Below are 18,860 nucleotides of genomic sequence, written 5' to 3' on the forward strand. Positions count from 1 at the left end.
GATCAAGCGACCGCTGGCGCTCGAATGCGTCAGGCAGCGCGCGTGCGCGCTGAAATGAAGTCTTCAACCAGTGACTGGTCATTGGCAAGGAGGCTGAGGCGCTCCTCGCGGGCATGCAGGTCGGCCAACCAGAGCGGCAGCGCGGGCTCGAAACCCGTGGCCTCATGGACGGCGGCCGGGAACTTGGCCGGATGGGCCGTACCCAGTGTGATCATCGGCGTCGCGCCATGCGGCTGATGGCGGGCAACGTTGACGCCGACGGCGGTGTGCGGATCAAGCAGATAACCTGCAGCCTGGAGCGTCATCGAGATGGTCGCCCGGGTCTCGGCCTCGTTGGTGGTTCCCGCTGCAAAGTCTCGGCGGATGGCTGCCAGGGCACTCTCCGGCACGGCAAAGCCGCCTGACTGCTTGAGCCCTTCCATCATCCGCAGCACCGCGGCGGCATCCCGGCCGGCGCTTTCGAACAGGAGGCGCTCGAAATTGGACGAGATCTGAATGTCCATGGACGGGCTGATGGTGGGCGCAACGCCGTCCATCTCGTAGCGTCCGGTATCGATGGTGCGGCGCAGGATATCGTTAGCATTGGTGGCAATCACCAGCCGCTCGATCGGCAGGCCCATCATCTTGGCGCAATAGCCGGCAAAGATATCGCCGAAATTGCCGGTGGGCACGGTGAAGCTCACCGGACGATGCGGCGCGCCCAAGGTCACGGCCGAGGTGAAGTAGTAGACGATCTGCGCAACGATGCGGCCCCAGTTGATCGAATTGACGCCTGACAGGCGCACGCGATCCCGGAAGGCCGAGTGGCCGAACATGGCTTTGACTATGTTTTGGCAGTCGTCGAATGTACCCTCGATGGCAATGTTGTGCACATTGGCATCGAGCACGGTCGTCATTTGCCGGCGCTGCACCACCGAGGTGCGGCCCTGCGGATGAAGGATAAAGATGTCGGTGGTGTCGCGGCCGCGGAAGGCTTCAATGGCGGCCGATCCGGTATCCCCTGATGTGGCACCCACGATCGTTGCCTTGAGCCCGCGCTCGGCGAGGATGTGGTCCATGATCCGGCTCAGGAACTGCATGGCCACGTCCTTGAAGGCCAGGGTGGGGCCATGGAACAGTTCAAGCACGAAGTGATTGGGCTCGATCTCGACCAGCGGCGTCACCGATGGGTGACGGAACACGGCATAGGCTTCGTCGACAATCGCCTTGAGCTTGTCAGGCGCGATCTCGTCACCCACGAAGCGGCTGATGATGGCGTAGGCAACATCGGCATAGGGCTTGCCCGCGAAGCTGGCGATTTCCTCGCGGCCGATCTGCGGCCAGCTCTGTGGAACGTAGAGGCCGCCATCGGAGGCGAGACCCGCCAGGACGGCGTCGGAGAAACCAAGCACCGGCGCCTGGCCGCGCGTAGAAACAAACTGCATTCGGGAAGGGAGCCCCTTTGGAATTGTTGCAACCTAGTCAAACAGCGGGTGAACCGCAAGTTTGCCGGCTCAACCCTTGCCCGCTGCCCGCTCACGAATGATCCAGTAGCCCAGCATCACGATCGCCACGATGGCAAAGCCATACCAGGTATAGGCATAGCCAAGGTGATTGTTGGGGAACTCGATCACCGTCTCCCCGCCTTGTGGCAGCTCGCCCGGGGCACCGGCCGGCAGGTCGACATAGAAGGGCGCGAAGGGCGCCAGTGCCGGGTCGACCATTGCGGCGAGGCGCTCCGGGTCACGCACCCATTCGATGCGGTCGGAGGTATTTGGGCTGGGCGTGATCAGGCCGGCCTTTTCGCCCGGGCGCAGGAGGCCGGAGACGGTAACCTCCACGTCTTGGCTATCGCCATCGCTGACGGCTGCGGGCTGCACCTCTTCGGGAATAAAGCCGCGGTTGACGAAGACCGTCCCGCTGCCGTCGGCAAGCACGAATGGTGTCACCACCCAGAAGCCGGGGCCAGAGGCCATGCCGCGCCCGTTGAGGAGACTGGTGAATACCGTCACGGTCTGGCTGTAGCGGAAGCTGCCAATCATTGTGACCGGCTGGAAGTTTAGCGATTCGAGATCGAGTGTGTTCCAGGTCGTGGCTTCCGGCACAGGTATGGGCTCGGCATCGATGCGGGCATCGACGGCGGCGATCAGCGCTTCCTTCTCAGCGAGGCGCTGCATCTGCCAATGGCCCAGAAAGGCGCAGGTGGCGGCAAGCGCCAGCATCAAGACGATAAAGGCCCAGCTCATGCCGCGGCCGAGCCGGCGACTGGGACTGGCGTGCTGGGTGGGATCGGCCAAGCTGCTCTCCAAAGAAATCGGGGCGCAGCCTGGCTGCGCCCCGATTGATATGTTGCGGGACTAGTGGTGGATGGCCACGCCCCAGCTGCCCCAGACATAGATCGAGGCAAACAGGAACAGCCAGACCACGTCCACGAAGTGCCAGTACCAGGCAGCGAATTCAAAGCCCAGATGACGATCGGGGGTGAAGTCCCCGCGATAGGCGCGGATCAGGCAGACGAGAAGGAAGACCGTGCCGATGAAGACGTGGAAGCCATGCAGGCCCGTCGCCATGAAGAAGGTGGCGCCATACATGTTGCCCGAGAAGCTGAAGGCGGCTTCCGAATATTCCAGGATCTGCACGCCGGTAAAGATGGCACCCAGCAGCACAGTTAGCCACAGGCCCCACTTGAGACCGTCACGGTCGCCTTCCAGCAGTGCATGGTGCGCCCAGGTCACGGTGGTGCCCGAGGTCAGCAGCAGGAGCGTGTTGAACAGCGGCAGGTGGAAGGGGTCGAAGAGCTCCACACCGGTCGGTGGCCAGACACCGCCGGTTGCGGCGACGCGGGCATATTGCTCCACGTCGTCCAGGCGGAAGAAGCCGTCGAAATAGGCCCAGAAGAAGCCGAAGAACACCATCACTTCGGAGGCAATGAACAGCATCATGCCATAGCGGTGGTGCAGCTGCACAACCGGGGTATGGAAGCCGGTATTGGCTTCCTTCACCACATCGCTCCACCAGGCGAACATGACATAGAGCACGCCCACAAGACCGATGGCGAAGACCCATGGAGTCCAGTCGTGCATCCAGAAGACGGCACCCATGGCCATGACGAGGACTGCCGCCGACATCGCGAAGGGCCAGGGGCTCGGTTCCACCATGTGGTAGTCATGGTTTTTGGCTAGATCGGCCATGCTCAGCTTCCCTCGTTGTCTGAAGCGTAGAAAGTGTAGGAGAGGGTGATCTCCCGGATAGTGTCGAGTTCCTGGTTCTGGTCGAGCTCGGGATCGACAAAGAACACGATCGGCATGTCCACGGTTTCACCGGGCTGCAGCGTCTGTTCGGTGAAACAGAAGCATTCGATCTTGTTGAAATAGACGCCGGCCTTTTCGGGCGAGACGTTGAACACGGCCATGCCGGTAATCGGCTTGTCCGAATTGTTGGTGGCAATGTAGTTGACCGTATCCACGGCGCCGATCTTGTCGGTGATCGCGACGGCCGGCTCGACTGACCAGGCCAGGTCGTTGGCGACATTGGAATCGAAGCGCACCGTCATCTCGCGGTCGATGACGCCCTTGGGATTATCGGTCGCCTTGCCGGGCGTGCCGCCGAAGCCGGTGACCTGGCAAAAGATATTGTAGAGCGGCACGGAGGCATAGGCGAGGCCCACCATGCTGGCAGCCACGAACAGGCCCGTCATCGCCACGCGCTTATTGCGGCGGGCAACCGTGGGATCGATGCTGTTGTAGTGCAGTTCGGCCATCACATCGCCCGATCGAAAAGGGCCGGCCCCATCTTGACGATGGTCAGCGTGTAGAAGGTGACGGCAAACAGGGCCAGAGCGATAGCCAGAGCGATGGAGCGGCGGCGCCGAACGCGCTTGCGCGCCTCCGCGACCTGCGGCGACTCCGGCTCGACGGCCCGGATTTCGTTGGGGGAACTCATCAGCTGAACGTCCCGAAGCGCGTCAGCAGGTTGTCCGTCATGAAGGCGAAGAACACGATGAACAGGTAGCTTAGCGAGTAGTTGAAGAGCGTGCGCGCGGCGCGGCGCATGGCGACGTCTTCGCGCGTCTTCAGCAGCCGCCAGGCAAGGAAGCTGAAGCAGAAGCCGGTGATCAGCGCAACGGTCGTATAGATCGCGCCGGCGAAGCCGAAGAAGGTGGGCAGCATGGCCGAGGCGGCAAGGATCAGCGTGTAGACGAAGATCTGCAGCTTGGTGGAATTGTCGCCAACGACGTTGGGCATCATCGGCACGCCGGCTGCGCCGTAGTCGGACTGCTTGTAGAGCGCAAGCGCCCAGAAGTGCGGCGGCGTCCAGAGGAAGATGATCAGGAACAGCACGACGCTTTCGAACGAGACCGTACCCGTGACGGCGGCCCAGCCCACCATGGGCGGGAAGGCACCGGCAGCACCACCGATGACGATGTTCTGCGGCGTCCGGCGCTTGAGCCACATCGTATAGATGACGACATAGAAAAAGATCGTGAAGGCAAGGAGGCCGCCTGCAACCCAGTTGGTTGCCAGTCCCAGTAGCGCCACTGAGAAGCCCGACAGCACCATGCCGAAGACCAGTGCCTCTTCGCGCGACATGCGGCCAGAGGGGATCGGGCGGTTCTGCGTGCGGCTCATGATGGCGTCGATATCGCTATCGTACCACATGTTGAGCGCCGCAGAGCCGCCAGCCCCGATGGCGATGCAGGCTACGGCGATAATGGCGATGAAGGGATTGATGGTACCCGGCGCCACGACGACGCCAACGAGGCCGACGAAAACCACCAGCTGCATGACAGAGGGCTTGAGCAGCGCGAGGTAGTCCCCCACGCCTGCTTCTCCGGTCATGCCGGAAAGATTCCTGCTGTCGTCGATCAGAGCCACTGGCCTTGCCTTGTTGGGTAGAGAACGAGCCGCCTGGGCGGCTCGCCGTATTTAGTGTGCGTTGCTCGAGTCGATGCGCGGCAACGTGGTGAACTGGTGGAACGGCGGCGGGCTGGACAGGGTCCATTCCAGCGTCGTCGCCCCATCACCCCATGGATTGTCACCAGCTGGGCGCTTCTTCCGGCTGGCTTCCCAGGTTGCGTAGAAGAAGATCAGCATGGCGGCGAAGGTAATGTAGTAGCCCACCGACGAGATGCGGTTGAAGAAGCCGAAGGCGTCCGGATAGTCGATATAGCGGCGCGGCATGCCGGCCAGACCCAGGAAGTGCTGCGGGAAAAAGATCAGGTTCACACCGACGAACATGACCCAGAAGTGGAGCTTGGCGAGCGTCTCATTGTAGAGCCAGCCGAAAATCTTGGGGTACCAGTAGTACCAGCCGGCGAAAATCGAGAACACGGCACCCAGCGACAGCACGTAGTGGAAGTGCGCGACCACGTAGTAGGTGTCATGGAGGGCACGGTCGGCACCGGCATTGGCCAGCACCACGCCTGTCACACCACCAACGGTGAACAGAAAGATGAAGCCGATGGCCCAGAGCATGGGAGACTTGAAGGTGATCGAGCCGCCCCACATCGTGGCGATCCAGGAGAAGATCTTCACGCCCGTGGGCACAGCGATGACCATGGTTGCGGCCACGAAGTAGCGCTGCACGTCGAGGCTGAGGCCGGTCGTGTACATGTGGTGCGCCCACACGACGAAACCGACGAAACCAATCGCAACCATTGCATAGGCCATGGCCATGTAGCCGAAAATCGGCTTGCGTGAGAAGGTCGAGACGATGTGCGAGATGATGCCGAAGCCCGGCAGGATCATGATGTACACTTCAGGGTGACCGAAGAACCAGAACAGGTGCTGGAACAGGATCGGGTCACCGCCCTCGGCCGGCTTGAAGAAGGCCGTGCCGAAGTTGCGGTCAGTTAGCAGCATGGTGATGGCGCCTGCCAAAACTGGCAGGGCCAGCAGCAGCAGGAAACCGGTGACCAGCACGGACCAGGCAAAGAGCGGCATCTTGTGCAGCGTCATGCCGGGTGCGCGCATGTTGAAGATGGTCGTGATCAGGTTGATCGCGCCCAGGATGGAGCTGATGCCGGCCACGTGGAGCGACAGGATCGCAAAGTCCATGGCGGGGCCGGGATGACCCATGGTCGAGAGCGGCGGGTAAACCGTCCAGCCGCCACCGAAACCAAGCGCTCCAGGGCCCGTGCCCTCAAAGAACAACGACATCAGCAGGAGAATGAAGGCCGGCGGCAGGAGCCAGAAGGCGATGTTGTTGATGCGCGGGAACGCGGTATCGGGCGCGCCGATCATCAGCGGCGCGAAATAGTTGGCAAAGCCACCCATGGTCGCGGGCATGACGACGAAGAACACCATGATCAGCGCGTGAGCCGTGGTGAACACGTTGTACATGTGCTTGCCGGCGTCGAGCGCGGCAGCGCTGCCGCCGTCGAGGCCATAGACCATTGCGGCAAGGCCGTGGAAAATCTGCACACCCGGCTCCTGCAGCTCGAGGCGCATTACGCCCGAAAGCAGGCCACCGATGATCCCCGCCACGATGGCGAAGACCAGGTACATGATACCGATGTCCTTGTGGTTGGTGGAGAAGAGCCAGCGGCGCCAGCCGGTCGGCTCGTGCATGTGCGACGCCAGATCGTGTCCGGTCGCATGGGCCTCGAGGTGGGCAGTCGTGTCAGCCATTTAGTGTTTCCTCTGACCCGTTATCTACTGGACAGCCGCAAGCGTGGCATTGGCAGCGGCATAGTCGCCGCCTTCGTAAGCCGCCATGAAGGCTGCGAATTCTTCCTTTTCCACCACACGGATGGCGATGGGCATGAAAGCGTGGTCCTTGCCGCAAAGCTCCGAGCACTGGCCATAGAAAATGCCGGTCTCGCGCGAGTTGAACCAGGTTTCGTTGAGGCGGCCGGGCACGGCATCGATCTTGACGCCGAAGGAGGGCAGCGCGAATGCGTGGATCACACCCATCGGGTCGGCTGTGACCTGCAGGCGCACGGTGGTGTCGACTGGAACGACCAGTTCATTGTCGACGGCCAGGAGGCGGGGCTGGTTCGGCTTCAGCGTCGGACGATCATTGCCGTCGCCGCTGGTTTCGGGCAGCAGGAGCTGGGTGAAGGCCAGACCCTGGTCGACATATTCATAGTCCCAGTACCACTGCTGGCCGGTGGCCTTGACGGTGAGTTCGGGCGCCGGAACTTCCACTTCGCCGAAGGAGAAGATGTTGGCGCCCAGATACTTGCGCTCGCCATCCGGGGTCGTCAGCTGGTCACTGAGCACACCGAAGGAGGGGATGGCGATGATGATCAGCACGACGATGGGCAGGACCGTCCAGACGATCTCGACGAGGGTATTGTGGGTGAAGGCTGCGGGAACCGGGTTCCGCTTGGCATTGTAGCGGATCATGATCCAGACCAGCAGCGCCAGAACCAGCACGACGATGAACGAGATCGTCCACATCAGGATGCCGTCATGGAATGCCGTGATGGAGTCCATGATCGGAGTAACGGAACGCTGCAGGTGGAACTGACCCGGTAGGGGATGGCCGGCAGCATAGCCGGCTTCTTCCTGCGCCGTGGCCAAAGCCGGGGCCAGCGCCAAGGCGGCTGCCGAAACGACCCCGATCTTTCTCAAGAAATGCAAGGTCACCTAAACCCCCTATCGACTTCAATTGGTGCATCCACACCGGGATTGAGGGCTTTTATAGCGGCATAGCATACGCCGCCCCGACTCAACCTCGGAGCGCAAAACTCTGGTTTGACCTAAATCATATCGGAAAGGGCGAGTCTATGGCAGCCTCAGCCGCCCCTGCTGCGTCATAATGCGCCCGCAGGAAGCGCCGGCGCCTCACCCTTGCCGTACTTTGCCCGGCATAACCCAGCGTTTCCGGGCTTTGGTTGACTCGCCTCCCGGGCTGTATGAAACACACGAGAGCTCGCGCCGGCGGGCGATTCGTCGGGAGAATTGATAGAGTGAAGTCAATTGTGAAGCGCCGTCTAGCCGGTCTTGGCCTTGCCGCACTTGCCGCCCTTGGCGGCGCGGGCGCCAGCATGGCGCAAGGGGTCGTCCGTGCCGAATATGGCGACTGGCAGATGAGCTGCGACACCCCGCCCGGCGCAAGTTCGGAGCAATGCGCCATCATCCAGAACGTCATGGCCGAAGATCAGCCCAATGTCGGCCTTTCGGTGATCGTTCTGCGCACGGCCGACCGCGAAGCGCGGCTGCTGCGCGTGCTGGCGCCACTTGGCGTGCTGCTGCCCAACGGGCTCGGCCTCAATGTGGATGGCGAGGATATGGGGCGCGTTGCCTTTGTGCGCTGCCTGCCCAATGGCTGCGTGGCTGAAGTCGTGCTCGACGACAGCCTGATCGAAACCCTGTCCAAGGGCGAAAGCGCGATCTTTGTGGTCTTCAAGACCCCCGAGGAGGGCATCGGCATCCCCGTGTCGCTCAACGGCTTTGAAGAGGGCTTCGCCCAACTACCCTGAGTTTGACTCCATAAAAAAGCCGGACAGGTGCTAGGCACCGTCCGGCAAGTCATCAGGAAACAGGACCGGCGGCAAAACCGGCCTGGGAGATGGCACGAGCACTCACGCGTTCGTACCAACAAGTGGGCACCGGCCGGTGGTCAGGCGGATGCAATTCGTGGCGCTCAGGAACGGGCGCTGCGGGCCCGCGCTGTATTAAGCATTCGTCCGGCATGGGCTGGCGCGACCATCGCGGCAACGACGTCCTGACGCGAAATACCGAGATCACCGAGGCGATCGGCATCAAGCTCGAGCAGGGCCGACAGCGCTGCACGGCGGGTTCGGGCGGCCTGCGCCTTGCGGATCCAGCGCGCGACGGCGGTAAGTGGATTGGCGGGCGAGGCGGCCGCAAGAGACCGCTCGCCGAACAGCGAGAGAGCCATGATGGTTTCCAATGTGGTTGTGCCGAGGGAGGTCGGCGAGGCCGACGCGTCGAGCGCCGATGAGGGAGATTGACTGCTGGACATCTATTCGTCCAACAAATAGATTTCATCTTCATCATCAAAATGGCTGATGGACACGCGCCATGACTGCCCCGCTCGATCTCGACCAGTTGCAAAGCTTTTGCGCCATCGCCGATTGCGGGAGTTTCACCGAGGCGGCCCGCCGGGTGAACAAGACCCAATCGGCTGTCTCGATGCAGATCAAGCGGCTCGAGGAACGGCTGGGGCATACCCTGCTGACGCGCGACGGGCGCGGCGTTTCGCTTACGGTGCATGGCGAGACGCTCTATTCGCAGGCGCGCAAGATGCTGCGCACCAATGCCGAGATTCTTGACCATTTTTCCGAAGGCGATCTGGCAGGCTCGATCCGCTTTGGGGTGCCCGACGACTACGCCGTGCGGCTCCTGCCGGTGATCCTGTCTAGCTTCCAGCGCACCCATCCCAAGATCGCGGTGGATGTGTCCTGCATGGCCTCCGAGCAATTGCTGGAGGGCATGAAGGCAGGGCGTTACGACCTTATCGTCTTCACGCAGGGCACGGACCAGAACTTCGGCGAGTTGTTCCGCACCGAAAAGATGTTCTGGGTCGCAAGCCATGGCGGCCGCGCCCTGGCCAGCGAGCCGCTCGCCATCGCCTGCGGCCCGCAATGCTGCATCTGGCGCAAGGATGCCATGGAGGCGCTGGACCGCAGCGGCACCGACTATCGCATTGCCTATACGTCTTCCAACGCAACGGCGATTTCGAGCGCCGTCCTGTCGGACCTGGCTGTCGGCTTTTTGCCCGAAAGTGCACTGCAGCCGGGCATGCGCGTCGTCAATGACGAGGTTGGCCTGCCTCATCTGGAAGATGCGCAGATTGCGCTCAAGCGCGCCAGCCACGCCTATGGCGGCATCTATGACGCCCTGGCCAACCACATCGTGCAATCCATGGGCAATCTCGACCTCCACCGCCCGGCCGAGGCCGCGGAGTAGAGCCCGGGGCTCTTGACCTCCCCTCCCCTTTGTCGCACCAGAGCGTATGGCCGAACTTCTTACCAATGCCGCCGAATTCACCGTCAGCGAGATCGCCCAGGCGGTAAAGCGTACGGTTGAAGACGAGTTCGGGCACGTCCGGGTGCGCGGCGAGATTTCCGGCTTTCGCGGGCAGCACTCGTCCGGCCACGCCTATTTCACCCTCAAGGACGATGCGGCCTGCATGGATGCCGTGGTCTGGAAGGGCAACTATGCCAAGCTCACCTTCAAGCCCCAGGAGGGACTGGAGGTCATCGCCACCGGACGGCTGACGACGTTCCCGCGCTCGTCCAAATACCAGATCGTCATCGACAATATCGAGCCAGCCGGCGCCGGGGCGTTGATGGCCCTGCTCGAAGAGCGGCGGCGCAAGCTTCAGGCCGAAGGCCTGTTTGCCCGTGAGCGCAAGCGCCCCCTGCCCTATCTGCCGCGGGTCATCGGTGTGGTGACCTCGCCAACCGGCGCCGTGATCCGCGACATCCTCCATCGGCTGGCAGACCGTTTCCCCAGCCATGTGTTGGTCTGGCCGGTACGGGTGCAGGGCGATACCTGCGCCAGCGAGGTGGTCGCGGCGATCGAAGGCTTCAACGCTCTCCCAGCGGCTGGAAACATGCCGCGCCCGGATCTGCTGATCGTCGCCCGCGGCGGCGGCTCCATCGAAGACCTTTGGGGCTTCAACGAGGAGGCGGTGGTGCGTGCCGTTGCCGCCAGCGGCATTCCGGTGATTTCCGCCGTCGGGCACGAGACCGACACGACGCTGATCGACTATGTGTCCGACATGCGCGCGCCCACGCCCACCGCGGCGGCAGAGGCTGCCGTTCCGGTACGCGCCGAGCTTATCGGCTATGTCGATGACCTGGGCGGGCGGCAGCGCCAGGCCGCGCGCCGCGTTACCGGCAGTGCCCGCGACCGCTACCGCGCCGTTGCCGCTGGCCTGCCCCGGCCGGCCGATCTCGTTGCAACGCATCGGCAGCGGCTCGACCATGCCGCCAGTAATCTCTTTGCCTGCCTCCGCCACTCCGTACAGGACCGGCACCTCGCCTTTTCCCGCGTGGAAACCAAGCTCAACCCGCGCCTCCTCGTGGCGCAGCGCCAGGAGGCGGCGGAGAAACTGCGCAACCTGTCGCTGCGCGCCGATGCCGGGCTGCGCAAGACGGTGGAGCGGGCACGTCTGACCCATGATCCGCGGGCCGAGCGGCTCGGCGCGGCAGCGGGGCGGCTGGTGGAGCGCAAGCGCGCCCAGTTCGACGCCATCGGACCCAAGCTGTCGCCCAATGCGCTGCGCGCCGAACTCAGGCATTCGCAGGGGCAGTTGGCACCGCTTTCCGCGCGCCTTCTCGCCAGCATCGGACAGACCCTGCTGCACCGGCGCACTGCTCTGACCCAGTCGGGCAAGCTCCTCGTCTCCTTGAGCTATCGCAGCGTCCTGGCGCGCGGTTATGCCGTGGTCAAGGATAGCGAAGGCCACCTCGTGCATGGCCGTGCCGCGACCAATCCGGGCGACCAGGTGTCGATCGAGTTTGCCGATGGGGAAGTCGGCGCAACAATTGCCGGCAGCCCGCCAATAAAGAAGAAACCACGCCCCGCAGCCGCGAGCGACGTGCAGGAAAGCCTCTTTTGATCATCGTCGCAGGCGGCTATAGCGGAAGAAACGGCGAAGGAAGGTCGGCATGAACATCTTCGACAGGGGCTTTTCCCCCACCGAGGCGACGGTTCGCTATCTGGATGGCGACTATGTCGTGCTGAAGCCCGGCACCTTCGTGCGCTGCGCCATTACACAGAAGCCCATTCCGCTCGACGAGCTGTTCTATTGGAGTGTCGACCGGCAGGAAGCCTATGTCGATGCCGTGGCCGCGCACACCGCCTTTGAGCGGTTTGGCCGCGGAGCCTGATCGTGACGGCCGCAGCGTCAGGCCGTAACCGGTTCCTGTTCATTTCCAACGGCCACGGCGAAGACAGCATAGCTGCCGCAACCATCCGCGCCCTGCCCAAGTCGATCGAGGTCGACGCCTATCCCATGATTGGGTTGGGCAATGCCTTTGCCGGCGTTTGCCCCATTGTCGGCCCGCGTGCAACGCTCGCATCGGAAGGCTGGCGCAACGTCAAGGGATCGCTGCGCCGGGACCTCGCCAATGGGGGCCTGGCGACAGTGCCGCCGGCGCTGCGCTTCCTGCGCCAGATCCGTGACCGTTATGATCGGGTGGTCGTTGTTGGCGACATGGTCGGGGTGCTGGCCGGCTATGCCACCGGCTACCGGGACCTATTCTACCTCGACGTCTACAAGACCGGCGCAGCGCGACTCTATTCGGGGCTGGAGCGCTGGTTCATCCGGCGCGCCTGCCGCACCGTCTTCTGCCGGGCCGACAATCTGGCACAGACGCTGCGCGATGTGGGCGTCGATGCCCGCGCCGCCGGCAATGTGATGATGGACACCATTCCGCATGGCGAATACGACGCTGGCGCCCGCCGCACCAGGCGGCACGCCGTGACCCTGCTGCCCGGCAGCCGGGCCCTTACCGCCGAAAGCTTCGCGCTGCAGGTCGATGCCTTGCGGACCCTCCCGCCCGAAATCCGGCCAGACGTCTTCGTGGCCGTCGCCGGCAGCATCAACATCGAGGATCTGGCACGTGCCGCAAAGCTCCGCCGCACGCCCATGCTGAGCGTCGAGTCTGCCGATCTCGGAGAACTGTCCGACGGTGACCTGACCCTTCACCTGGCGCGGGGCGCAGCGATGGGCAATCTTCTAGGCGCGTCAGATCTCGTCCTGTCGCAGGCGGGCACCGCCACCATCCAGTCGCTCGGTTCGGGCCTTCCGGCCATCACCTTCATCAATCCGCGCGACCGGCGCTCACGCTTCACCGATGAACAAAAGCTCTTCGGCGAAGCGCGCATTGTCGTTTCCCCCGAAGCTTCCGCCATCGGCGCGGCCCTGGCGCAGCTGTTGCAGAACGACGAGGAACGGCAGCGCCTGGGCGCGGTGGGCCGCGAGCGCATCGGCGGGCCCGGCGCCCTCCAGGCCATCACCGACGCACTGCTGAGCTAAGCGCCGCGCCCAGTTGGAAGCCCTTACGGCTTGTGCGTCTCGGGCTCAAGCAGGCGGTGGAGATGCACGATGAAATAGCGCGTCTGCGCGCTGTCCACCGTCATCTGTGCCTTCTGCTTCCACACGGCATAGGCGGCCGCGTAGTTGGGATAGAGGCCCACGATGTCGACCTGGTTGAGATCGGCAAAGGTCACGCCTTCGAGGCTGGACAGTTCGCCGCCGATCACGAGGTGGAGCAGTTGCTTTTCGGGAGTTGCATTAGCCATCGGTTTGGTCCGTCAGATATTGGATCGGTGGTTCGGCGTCGCTCGCCGCGGGGCAGCCATAGACTTTGATCAGCGCTGCATGAACGGCGGGTTTTAGGCTCATGTCGCTGAGCGCCGCAAGCGCCCCATGGCGCACATCTCGTCTGTTGAAACGGGGGAACCCGGCGCAGACATCGGCAATGTCGATGCCGCACTCGTCCAGGATCAGCGTTGCCGCGGCGATATCCCAGTCCTGCGACCCGCGCCGGTTGGCCACGGCATCGAGCTTGCCGATGGCCACTTGCACCAACCGATAGGCAAGCGAGGGATAATAGGGCCCGCGAGTATAGTTGAGACCTGCCGCCTGCATCTCCTGGTGCACCGCGCCCGCAGCCGGGATGATCGGCGCCGCCCCGGCGCGCCGCGTGCGCTCGATGGGGCGCCCGTTGAGGCGTGCGCCCTCGCCCTTGACGGCGTCGTACAGTTCGTCGCGCATCGGCGCGTAGACGACACCGGCCACCGCGACGCCGCGCTCCACCACCGCGAGCGACACGGTCCAGCTGTCCTCGCCGCGCAGGAAGCCGCCGGTGCCGTCGATCGGATCGACCACAAAGACACGTTCGCAGTCGAGCCGGCTCGGGTTGTCGGCCGTTTCCTCGCTGAGCCAGCCATAGTCCGGCCGCGCCTGCAGCAAGGCATTGGCGAGATAGCGGTCCACCAGGATGTCGGCCTCGCTCACCGGCGAGGCATTCTCCTTGTCCCAGCTCTTGACCGGCCGCCGGAAAAAGCTCGACGCAATGATACCCGCCGCCACCGCCGCGGAGCGGAGCAGTTCCAGATCATCGCTGTAGGTGGTCGCGGGCAAAGGCATTGCGGGCCTTTTATGCCCCGCACCCGCGGGCGGCAAGGGTCTGCCGTAACCACCGGCCATGCGCCTCCCGCCGGCCCAAGGGGCTCTACACCCGCAGCAAGGCCGACACGGTCAATCCCCCGCCACCGCCTTGGGTTAACCCTCCCCTACACCTTGCAATACCCTGCTAACCCTCCGGGAAAACAACATAAACTTAACCGAACCGATTAAGGGGCCGGGTAAGGGGACGCGCTATGTTGGCTGCACAAAGAGAGCGCCGCAAAAAGCTCTCGAAGTTGACAGGAAGGCGAATTCAAATGGTTCATGGTGTTGCGATGGAAGGGACGTCTGTCGTGCTCGCTTTTGGCCGGCCGGCGCTCTCGGATAAGCGCTTCGTGGCGGCCAACGACAATGGCCCCAAAGACCCGGTGAAAACCGTCACTGTTCGCCGCATGCTCGAGCAGAGCGGCGTCGCGATCAAGGTCAAGGTGCCCGTCACTGAATTCATCGGCGTGGCCGTCGCCACGCGGATCTCCGAAGAAGGCGTGCTGACCAGTTCCATCGAACTGGTCCATTCCGACAGCGAACTCAACTACCGGGTCTTCGAAGAAGAAGGCAATCACAACGTCGTCGCCGAGTGGCAGAACTGGGGCAAGAAGCTCCGCCTGCCGCTGTTCATCAAGGCCGGCGACGGTGCCTACATGCCCTATTCGCAGCAGGTCGATGGCCTGGCGGTGGGCAGCACGGTGGCGCGGCGCAAGCTGGTGGCAGAAGCCAACCGGCGCCCGCGCTTCCTCAACCGGCGCCAGCCGGGTCATACCGACGCCTGATCTACTGCTCCTCCAAAGCACGTCCAAAGGGTTGACCAGTGGTGCGGTCAGCCCTTTTGGCGTTTAGGCGATGATGCTGCACCTTGCGCCGATCGTCATCCTCGGGCTCGACCCGAGGACACTTCACTTACCAAGCGGACGCAAGTTCACCCCCTCAGGTCGCGCCCAAGAGCGGTGCTCAGCAATCTCGCAGAGCGTTTCTCAGCTCACCACACCCATTCCGCCAAGAGCGCCAGCGCCAGCGCCAGCCCGACATAGTGATTGCTGTAGAAGCGCAGCCGCGGATTGTCCGGCTGCGCGGCATCCACCGTCCAGACCTGCCAGGCCATGAGCCCCGCCGCCACCAGCGCCAATACTGCAAAGACGATGCCGCCATTCACCAGCAGCACGGCCGCCATCCAGAGGAGGTAGGCGCCCGTATAGAGCACGGCCACGGCCAGCTTTACATGCTCGCCGAACAGGCGCGCGGTGGACTTCACCCCGATCAGCGCGTCATCCTCGATGTCCTGGAGTGCATAGAGCGTGTCGTAGCCGATGACCCAGAGCACCGTGCCGGCATAGAGCAGCACTAGCGCCCAGCCGAGGCTGCCGGTCTGCGAACTCCACCCCACCAGCGCGCCATAGGAAAAGGCGAGGCCCAGAAAGGCCTGGGGCCACCAGGTGATGCGCTTCATGAAGGGGTAGATGGCCACCAGCACGAGCGAGGCGACGCCGGCCCAGACGGTGAATCGGTTGAACTGAAACAGGATGGCTGAGGCGACCAGTGCCTGCCCCACCATGAAGTAGAGGGCATCACGTGCCGTGACCTGTCCCGACGGGATCGGGCGGGACCGCGTTCGCGCAACCTTGTCGTCGATGTCGCGATCGACGATGTCGTTGAAGGTACAGCCGGCCCCCCGCATCAGCGCCGCGCCCACCAGCATCAGGATGGCGGCGATCCAGTCGAAGCCGGCCTGCGGTTGCGCAACGGCTGCCAGGGCCAGTCCCCAGATGCAGGGCCACCACAAGAGCCAGATGCCGATCGGCCGATCCCACCGCGCCAGCCGCGCATAGGGCTTCAGCCATTGTGGCGCGTGGCGGTCGACCCAATTGCCGGCCTGGGCATCGGCGACTGTGCCTGGAGGAGTGTCGGTCATGGGCGTTCCACGGGCTCGATGTCCACCCCTCTCCCCTTGCGGGAGAGGGTGGATTTCCTGCGTTCACAGAAAATCCGGGTGAGGGGTTCTTTCCACGCATACAGCGTTTAAGGTGAAGCCTGAAACCCCTCATCCGCCCCTTCGGGCACCTTCTCTCACAAGGGGAGAAGGGAACCGCGCGTACCCCCATGCTCCGCACCCATGCCGCCCTGCCCCGCCTCTTCATCGAGCCCAATCTCGCCCGAGGCACCCAGATTACCCTCGGAAAAGACCAGTCGCTCTACCTGGCCGCCGTGCTCCGCAAGGTGGTTGGCGATCAGGTCGTGGTGTTCAATGGCCGCGACGGCGCCTGGCTGGCGCAACTGGCCAGCGACTCCAAGAAGTCGGTGACGCTCGACCTCCTCGAGCAGGTCGCCGAGCAGACGCCGCCCTCCGACCTCTGGTATGGCTTTGCCCCGCTCAAGAGCGAACGGCTCGACTATGTCATCCAGAAAGCGGTGGAAATGGGCGCCGGCACGATCCAGCCGGTCCTTACCCGCTTCACCCAGGTCAACCGCCTCAAGCATGAGCGGCTGGTCGCCAATGCCGTCGAGGCGGCCGAACAGTGCGAAGTGCTGAGCGTTCCCCAGGTGGCGCCCGAAATCACGCTGGAGGTGCTGCTCCGCTCCTGGCCAGAAGACCGCAAGCTGATCCTGGCCGATGAGGCCGAAGCTTCCTCCTCACCTGTGGAAACACTGGCGACGCTCAGGGGACAGCGGCTGGGACTGCTGATCGGACCGGAAGGCGGCTTTTCGGACGACGAGCGCGCAATGCTCCGGGGTCTTCCCTTTGTGGTGCCGATCAGCCTCGGTCCGCGCATCCTGCGCGCGGACACCGCGGCAGTGGCCGCGCTGGCCGTTATTCAAGCGATCATCGGTGATTGGCGATAAAAGCCGATTGCTTTCGGCTTGTGCAACGCTATGTTCCGCCTGACATTGACCCCTCATCGCCAGAGGACTGCTTATGGCCGGCGCCGACACCTTTTCCCCGCTGATCGAATCGCGGGCTGACCTGATCGAGGTGATGGCGCGCGGCGCCAAGCCGGAAAGCGAATGGCGCATCGGTACCGAACACGAAAAGCACGTGTTCCACACCAATCCCCTGCGGCCTGTCACCTATGAAGGTCCGCAAGGCATTCGCGCCCTGCTCGACGGCGTCCAGGCGGAAACCGGCTGGCATCCCTTCTTTGACGGTGACAATCCGATCGGGCTGCGCAACGACGAAGTTGCCGGCGGTATCTCGCTTGAGCCCGGCGGCCAGTTCGAGCTCAGCGGCGCCCCGATGGAGGATCTCCATGGCACCGCCGCGGAAATGGCCGAGCACATGCGCGTGGTAAGGAAAGTCGCGGCCCCGCTCGACATCCATTTCCTGGGCCTCGGCGTCACGCCCCTCTGGTCGGTCGAGCAGATCCCGGCCATGCCCAAGTCCCGCTACGGCATCATGAAGCCCTATATGGAAGAGGTAGGCACACTCGGCACGTCAATGATGTTCCGCTCCTGCACAGTGCAGGCCAATCTCGATTTCTCGAGCGAAGCGGACATGGTCAAGAAGCTGCGCGTTGCTCTGGCGCTGCAGCCCGTCGCCACCGCGCTCTTTGCCAGCTCACCCTTCTCGGAAGGGCGCGACAGCGGGTATCTCAGCTATCGCAGCCACATCTGGCTCAACACCGACAATGCCCGCACTGGCATGCTGCCCTTTGCCTTCGAAGAAGGCTTCGGGTTCGAGCAGTATGCCGACTACGCGCTCGACGTGCCGATGTATTTCGTGATCCGTGGCGGCAAGTATGTGAACGTGGCCGGCGAGAGCTTCCGCGCCTTCCTTAAGGGCGAGTTGCCGCAGTTGCCCGGCGAGAAGCCGACGATCAAGGATTGGGAGGACCACCTCTCCACCATCTTCCCCGAGGTGCGCCTCAAGCAGTTCCTCGAAATGCGTGGCGCTGACATGGGTGACGAAAAGTCGGTGACCGCGCTTTCCGCCTTCTGGACCGGCCTCCTCTACGACGCCGTGTCGCTTGAAGCGGCCTATGAGCTGATCGAGCCCTGGAGCGCGGAAGAACGCGAGCATATGCGCCGCGAAGTACCGCGACTGGGTCTGATGACCCCGCATGACCGCTCCAACCTCTACGATATCGCCGCGCAGGCCGTGGGCATTGCCGAAGCAGGCCTTGTCCGGCGCGACCGCCGCAATGCCCAGGGCAAGGACGAGACCATCCACCTCGCCCCGCTCGAGGAAACCATTCGCCTTGCCAAGTCGCCGGCCGAGCGCTGGCTCGACAAGTTCCGTGGCGAGTGGAACGGCGACCTCACCCGCATTTTTACCGAAGCCGAGATGTAGCTACTGCTGGTTGTACGGGTCGTACTGCAGCAGCCAGGAATAGAGCCACTTCTCGCCACTTCCGACGGAAGCCACATCGTCGACCTTCCACTCGCCTTCATCGACCATGGAGACGGTTAGGGTCGTCGGCTCCCCTGCTCGTTCAAAGCTCACCAGCGCCACGGCCGTCTCGCCCTGAATCACCGGTTCGGTCACGGCAAGGTTGTCGAGCTTGGCTTCGGTGCCGTTGAGGAAGGGATTGAAGGTAACGATGTCGGGTGCAGTTGGATCGATCGCCTCCCCCGACCGATCGACAACATTGGCTTCGATGTTGCTGGCAACCAGCGCCTGCAGATGGCTCGAATAGTGCTCTTCGAGGTTGATCTGCTCACCGCTCTGCAGAGGCTGGTAGATCGAGTCGAGCAGCGCGCGCGGTGAATCGGCCGGCGCGCCGCCAAAAATCATTGGCACGAGGCCGAAAAAAGTCAGGTCCATGTTGGCGGCC

21 protein-coding genes are annotated in these 18,860 nt (G+C 63.4%); 8 read left to right on the plus strand and 13 right to left on the minus strand.

What is annotated here, in order from left to right; genetic code table 11:
- Positions 1-29: 29 nt before the first annotated feature.
- The 8 genes from thrC to coxB form a co-directional block, all read right to left on the minus strand.
- Entirely contained in the window at positions 30-1,424 is a 1,395-nt protein-coding gene (gene thrC / locus VIL88_RS16210) for a threonine synthase (protein ID WP_331990628.1), read from the minus strand.
- A 69-nt stretch (positions 1,425-1,493) separates the two neighbouring features.
- Positions 1,494-2,276, minus strand: coding sequence for an SURF1 family protein (locus tag VIL88_RS16215; RefSeq protein ID WP_331990629.1), 783 nt, complete (start codon positions 2,274-2,276; stop codon positions 1,494-1,496).
- 60 nt (positions 2,277-2,336) lie between these two features.
- Positions 2,337-3,170 (minus strand): cytochrome c oxidase subunit 3, encoded by an 834-nt coding sequence (locus VIL88_RS16220; protein ID WP_331990630.1) that lies wholly within the window; start codon positions 3,168-3,170, stop codon positions 2,337-2,339.
- Between the two features lie 2 nt (positions 3,171-3,172).
- Positions 3,173-3,739 carry a cytochrome c oxidase assembly protein gene (locus VIL88_RS16225; RefSeq protein ID WP_331990631.1) on the minus strand — a complete coding sequence of 189 codons (567 nt, stop codon included), beginning with the start codon at positions 3,737-3,739 and terminating at the stop codon, positions 3,173-3,175.
- Positions 3,739-3,921, minus strand: coding sequence for a hypothetical protein (locus VIL88_RS16230; protein WP_331990632.1), 183 nt, complete (start codon positions 3,919-3,921; stop codon positions 3,739-3,741). The genes VIL88_RS16225 and VIL88_RS16230 overlap by 1 nt, the downstream gene beginning before the upstream one ends.
- The gene (locus VIL88_RS16235) at positions 3,921-4,853 is read right to left on the minus strand and encodes a heme o synthase (protein WP_414650149.1); all 933 of its coding nucleotides are present in this window, start codon (positions 4,851-4,853) and stop codon (positions 3,921-3,923) included. The genes VIL88_RS16230 and VIL88_RS16235 overlap by 1 nt, the downstream gene beginning before the upstream one ends.
- 51 nt (positions 4,854-4,904) lie before the next feature.
- Complete coding sequence (gene ctaD, locus VIL88_RS16240; protein WP_331990634.1) at positions 4,905-6,608, minus strand: cytochrome c oxidase subunit I; 1,704 nt, start codon at positions 6,606-6,608, stop codon at positions 4,905-4,907.
- Positions 6,609-6,632: 24 nt separating this feature from the next.
- A complete protein-coding gene (coxB, locus tag VIL88_RS16245; protein WP_331990635.1) occupies positions 6,633-7,571 on the minus strand; it encodes a cytochrome c oxidase subunit II in 939 nt (312 codons plus the stop codon).
- Between the two features lie 269 nt (positions 7,572-7,840).
- On the opposite strand from coxB, the gene VIL88_RS16250 reads away from it, so the two are divergent.
- A complete protein-coding gene (locus VIL88_RS16250) occupies positions 7,841-8,407 on the plus strand; it encodes an invasion associated locus B family protein (protein ID WP_414650150.1) in 567 nt (188 codons plus the stop codon).
- Between the two features lie 164 nt (positions 8,408-8,571).
- Here the strand turns inward: VIL88_RS16250 and VIL88_RS16255 are convergent, their stop codons facing one another.
- Complete coding sequence (locus VIL88_RS16255; protein ID WP_331990637.1) at positions 8,572-8,913, minus strand: hypothetical protein; 342 nt, start codon at positions 8,911-8,913, stop codon at positions 8,572-8,574.
- A gap of 59 nt (positions 8,914-8,972) precedes the next feature.
- On the opposite strand from VIL88_RS16255, the gene VIL88_RS16260 reads away from it, so the two are divergent.
- The 4 genes from VIL88_RS16260 to VIL88_RS16275 are packed head-to-tail and all read left to right on the plus strand — an operon-like array spanning position 8,973 to position 12,942.
- Entirely contained in the window at positions 8,973-9,860 is an 888-nt protein-coding gene (locus VIL88_RS16260; protein ID WP_331990638.1) for a LysR family transcriptional regulator, read from the plus strand.
- 46 nt (positions 9,861-9,906) lie between these two features.
- On the plus strand, positions 9,907-11,520 hold the full coding sequence (xseA, locus tag VIL88_RS16265) for an exodeoxyribonuclease VII large subunit (RefSeq protein WP_331990639.1): 1,614 nt from the start codon (positions 9,907-9,909) through the stop codon (positions 11,518-11,520).
- A gap of 49 nt (positions 11,521-11,569) precedes the next feature.
- Positions 11,570-11,791, plus strand: a complete 222-nt coding sequence (locus VIL88_RS16270) for a DUF2093 domain-containing protein (protein ID WP_331990640.1) — start codon at positions 11,570-11,572, stop codon at positions 11,789-11,791.
- 2 nt (positions 11,792-11,793) lie between these two features.
- Positions 11,794-12,942: a hypothetical protein gene (locus VIL88_RS16275; protein WP_331990641.1), complete on the plus strand. Its 1,149-nt coding sequence runs from the start codon at positions 11,794-11,796 to the stop codon at positions 12,940-12,942.
- A 23-nt stretch (positions 12,943-12,965) separates the two neighbouring features.
- Here the strand turns inward: VIL88_RS16275 and VIL88_RS16280 are convergent, their stop codons facing one another.
- Both VIL88_RS16280 and VIL88_RS16285 read right to left on the minus strand, forming a co-directional pair.
- Entirely contained in the window at positions 12,966-13,208 is a 243-nt protein-coding gene (locus VIL88_RS16280; protein ID WP_331990642.1) for a DUF4170 domain-containing protein, read from the minus strand.
- Positions 13,201-14,058 carry a 3'(2'),5'-bisphosphate nucleotidase CysQ gene (locus tag VIL88_RS16285; protein WP_331990643.1) on the minus strand — a complete coding sequence of 286 codons (858 nt, stop codon included), beginning with the start codon at positions 14,056-14,058 and terminating at the stop codon, positions 13,201-13,203. The genes VIL88_RS16280 and VIL88_RS16285 overlap by 8 nt, the downstream gene beginning before the upstream one ends.
- 296 nt (positions 14,059-14,354) lie before the next feature.
- Here VIL88_RS16285 and VIL88_RS16290 point away from each other — a divergent pair, with 296 nt between their 5' ends.
- Positions 14,355-14,867 (plus strand): DUF6101 family protein, encoded by a 513-nt coding sequence (locus VIL88_RS16290; protein WP_331990644.1) that lies wholly within the window; start codon positions 14,355-14,357, stop codon positions 14,865-14,867.
- Positions 14,868-15,073: 206 nt separating this feature from the next.
- Here the strand turns inward: VIL88_RS16290 and ubiA are convergent, their stop codons facing one another.
- Positions 15,074-16,003 (minus strand): 4-hydroxybenzoate octaprenyltransferase, encoded by a 930-nt coding sequence (gene ubiA / locus VIL88_RS16295; protein WP_331990645.1) that lies wholly within the window; start codon positions 16,001-16,003, stop codon positions 15,074-15,076.
- Positions 16,004-16,191: 188 nt separating this feature from the next.
- Here ubiA and VIL88_RS16300 point away from each other — a divergent pair, with 188 nt between their 5' ends.
- Positions 16,192-16,932, plus strand: coding sequence for a 16S rRNA (uracil(1498)-N(3))-methyltransferase (locus VIL88_RS16300; protein ID WP_331990646.1), 741 nt, complete (start codon positions 16,192-16,194; stop codon positions 16,930-16,932).
- Between the two features lie 73 nt (positions 16,933-17,005).
- A complete protein-coding gene (locus VIL88_RS16305; RefSeq protein WP_331990647.1) occupies positions 17,006-18,376 on the plus strand; it encodes a glutamate--cysteine ligase in 1,371 nt (456 codons plus the stop codon).
- Here VIL88_RS16305 and VIL88_RS16310 read toward each other — a convergent pair whose 3' ends face one another.
- Positions 18,377-18,850, minus strand: coding sequence for a hypothetical protein (locus VIL88_RS16310; RefSeq protein ID WP_331990648.1), 474 nt, complete (start codon positions 18,848-18,850; stop codon positions 18,377-18,379).
- Between the last annotated feature and the right edge of the window lie 10 nt (positions 18,851-18,860).

Origin of the sequence: Devosia sp. (assembly GCF_036563435.1) — a bacterium.
Lineage (GTDB): Bacteria > Pseudomonadota > Alphaproteobacteria > Rhizobiales > Devosiaceae > Devosia.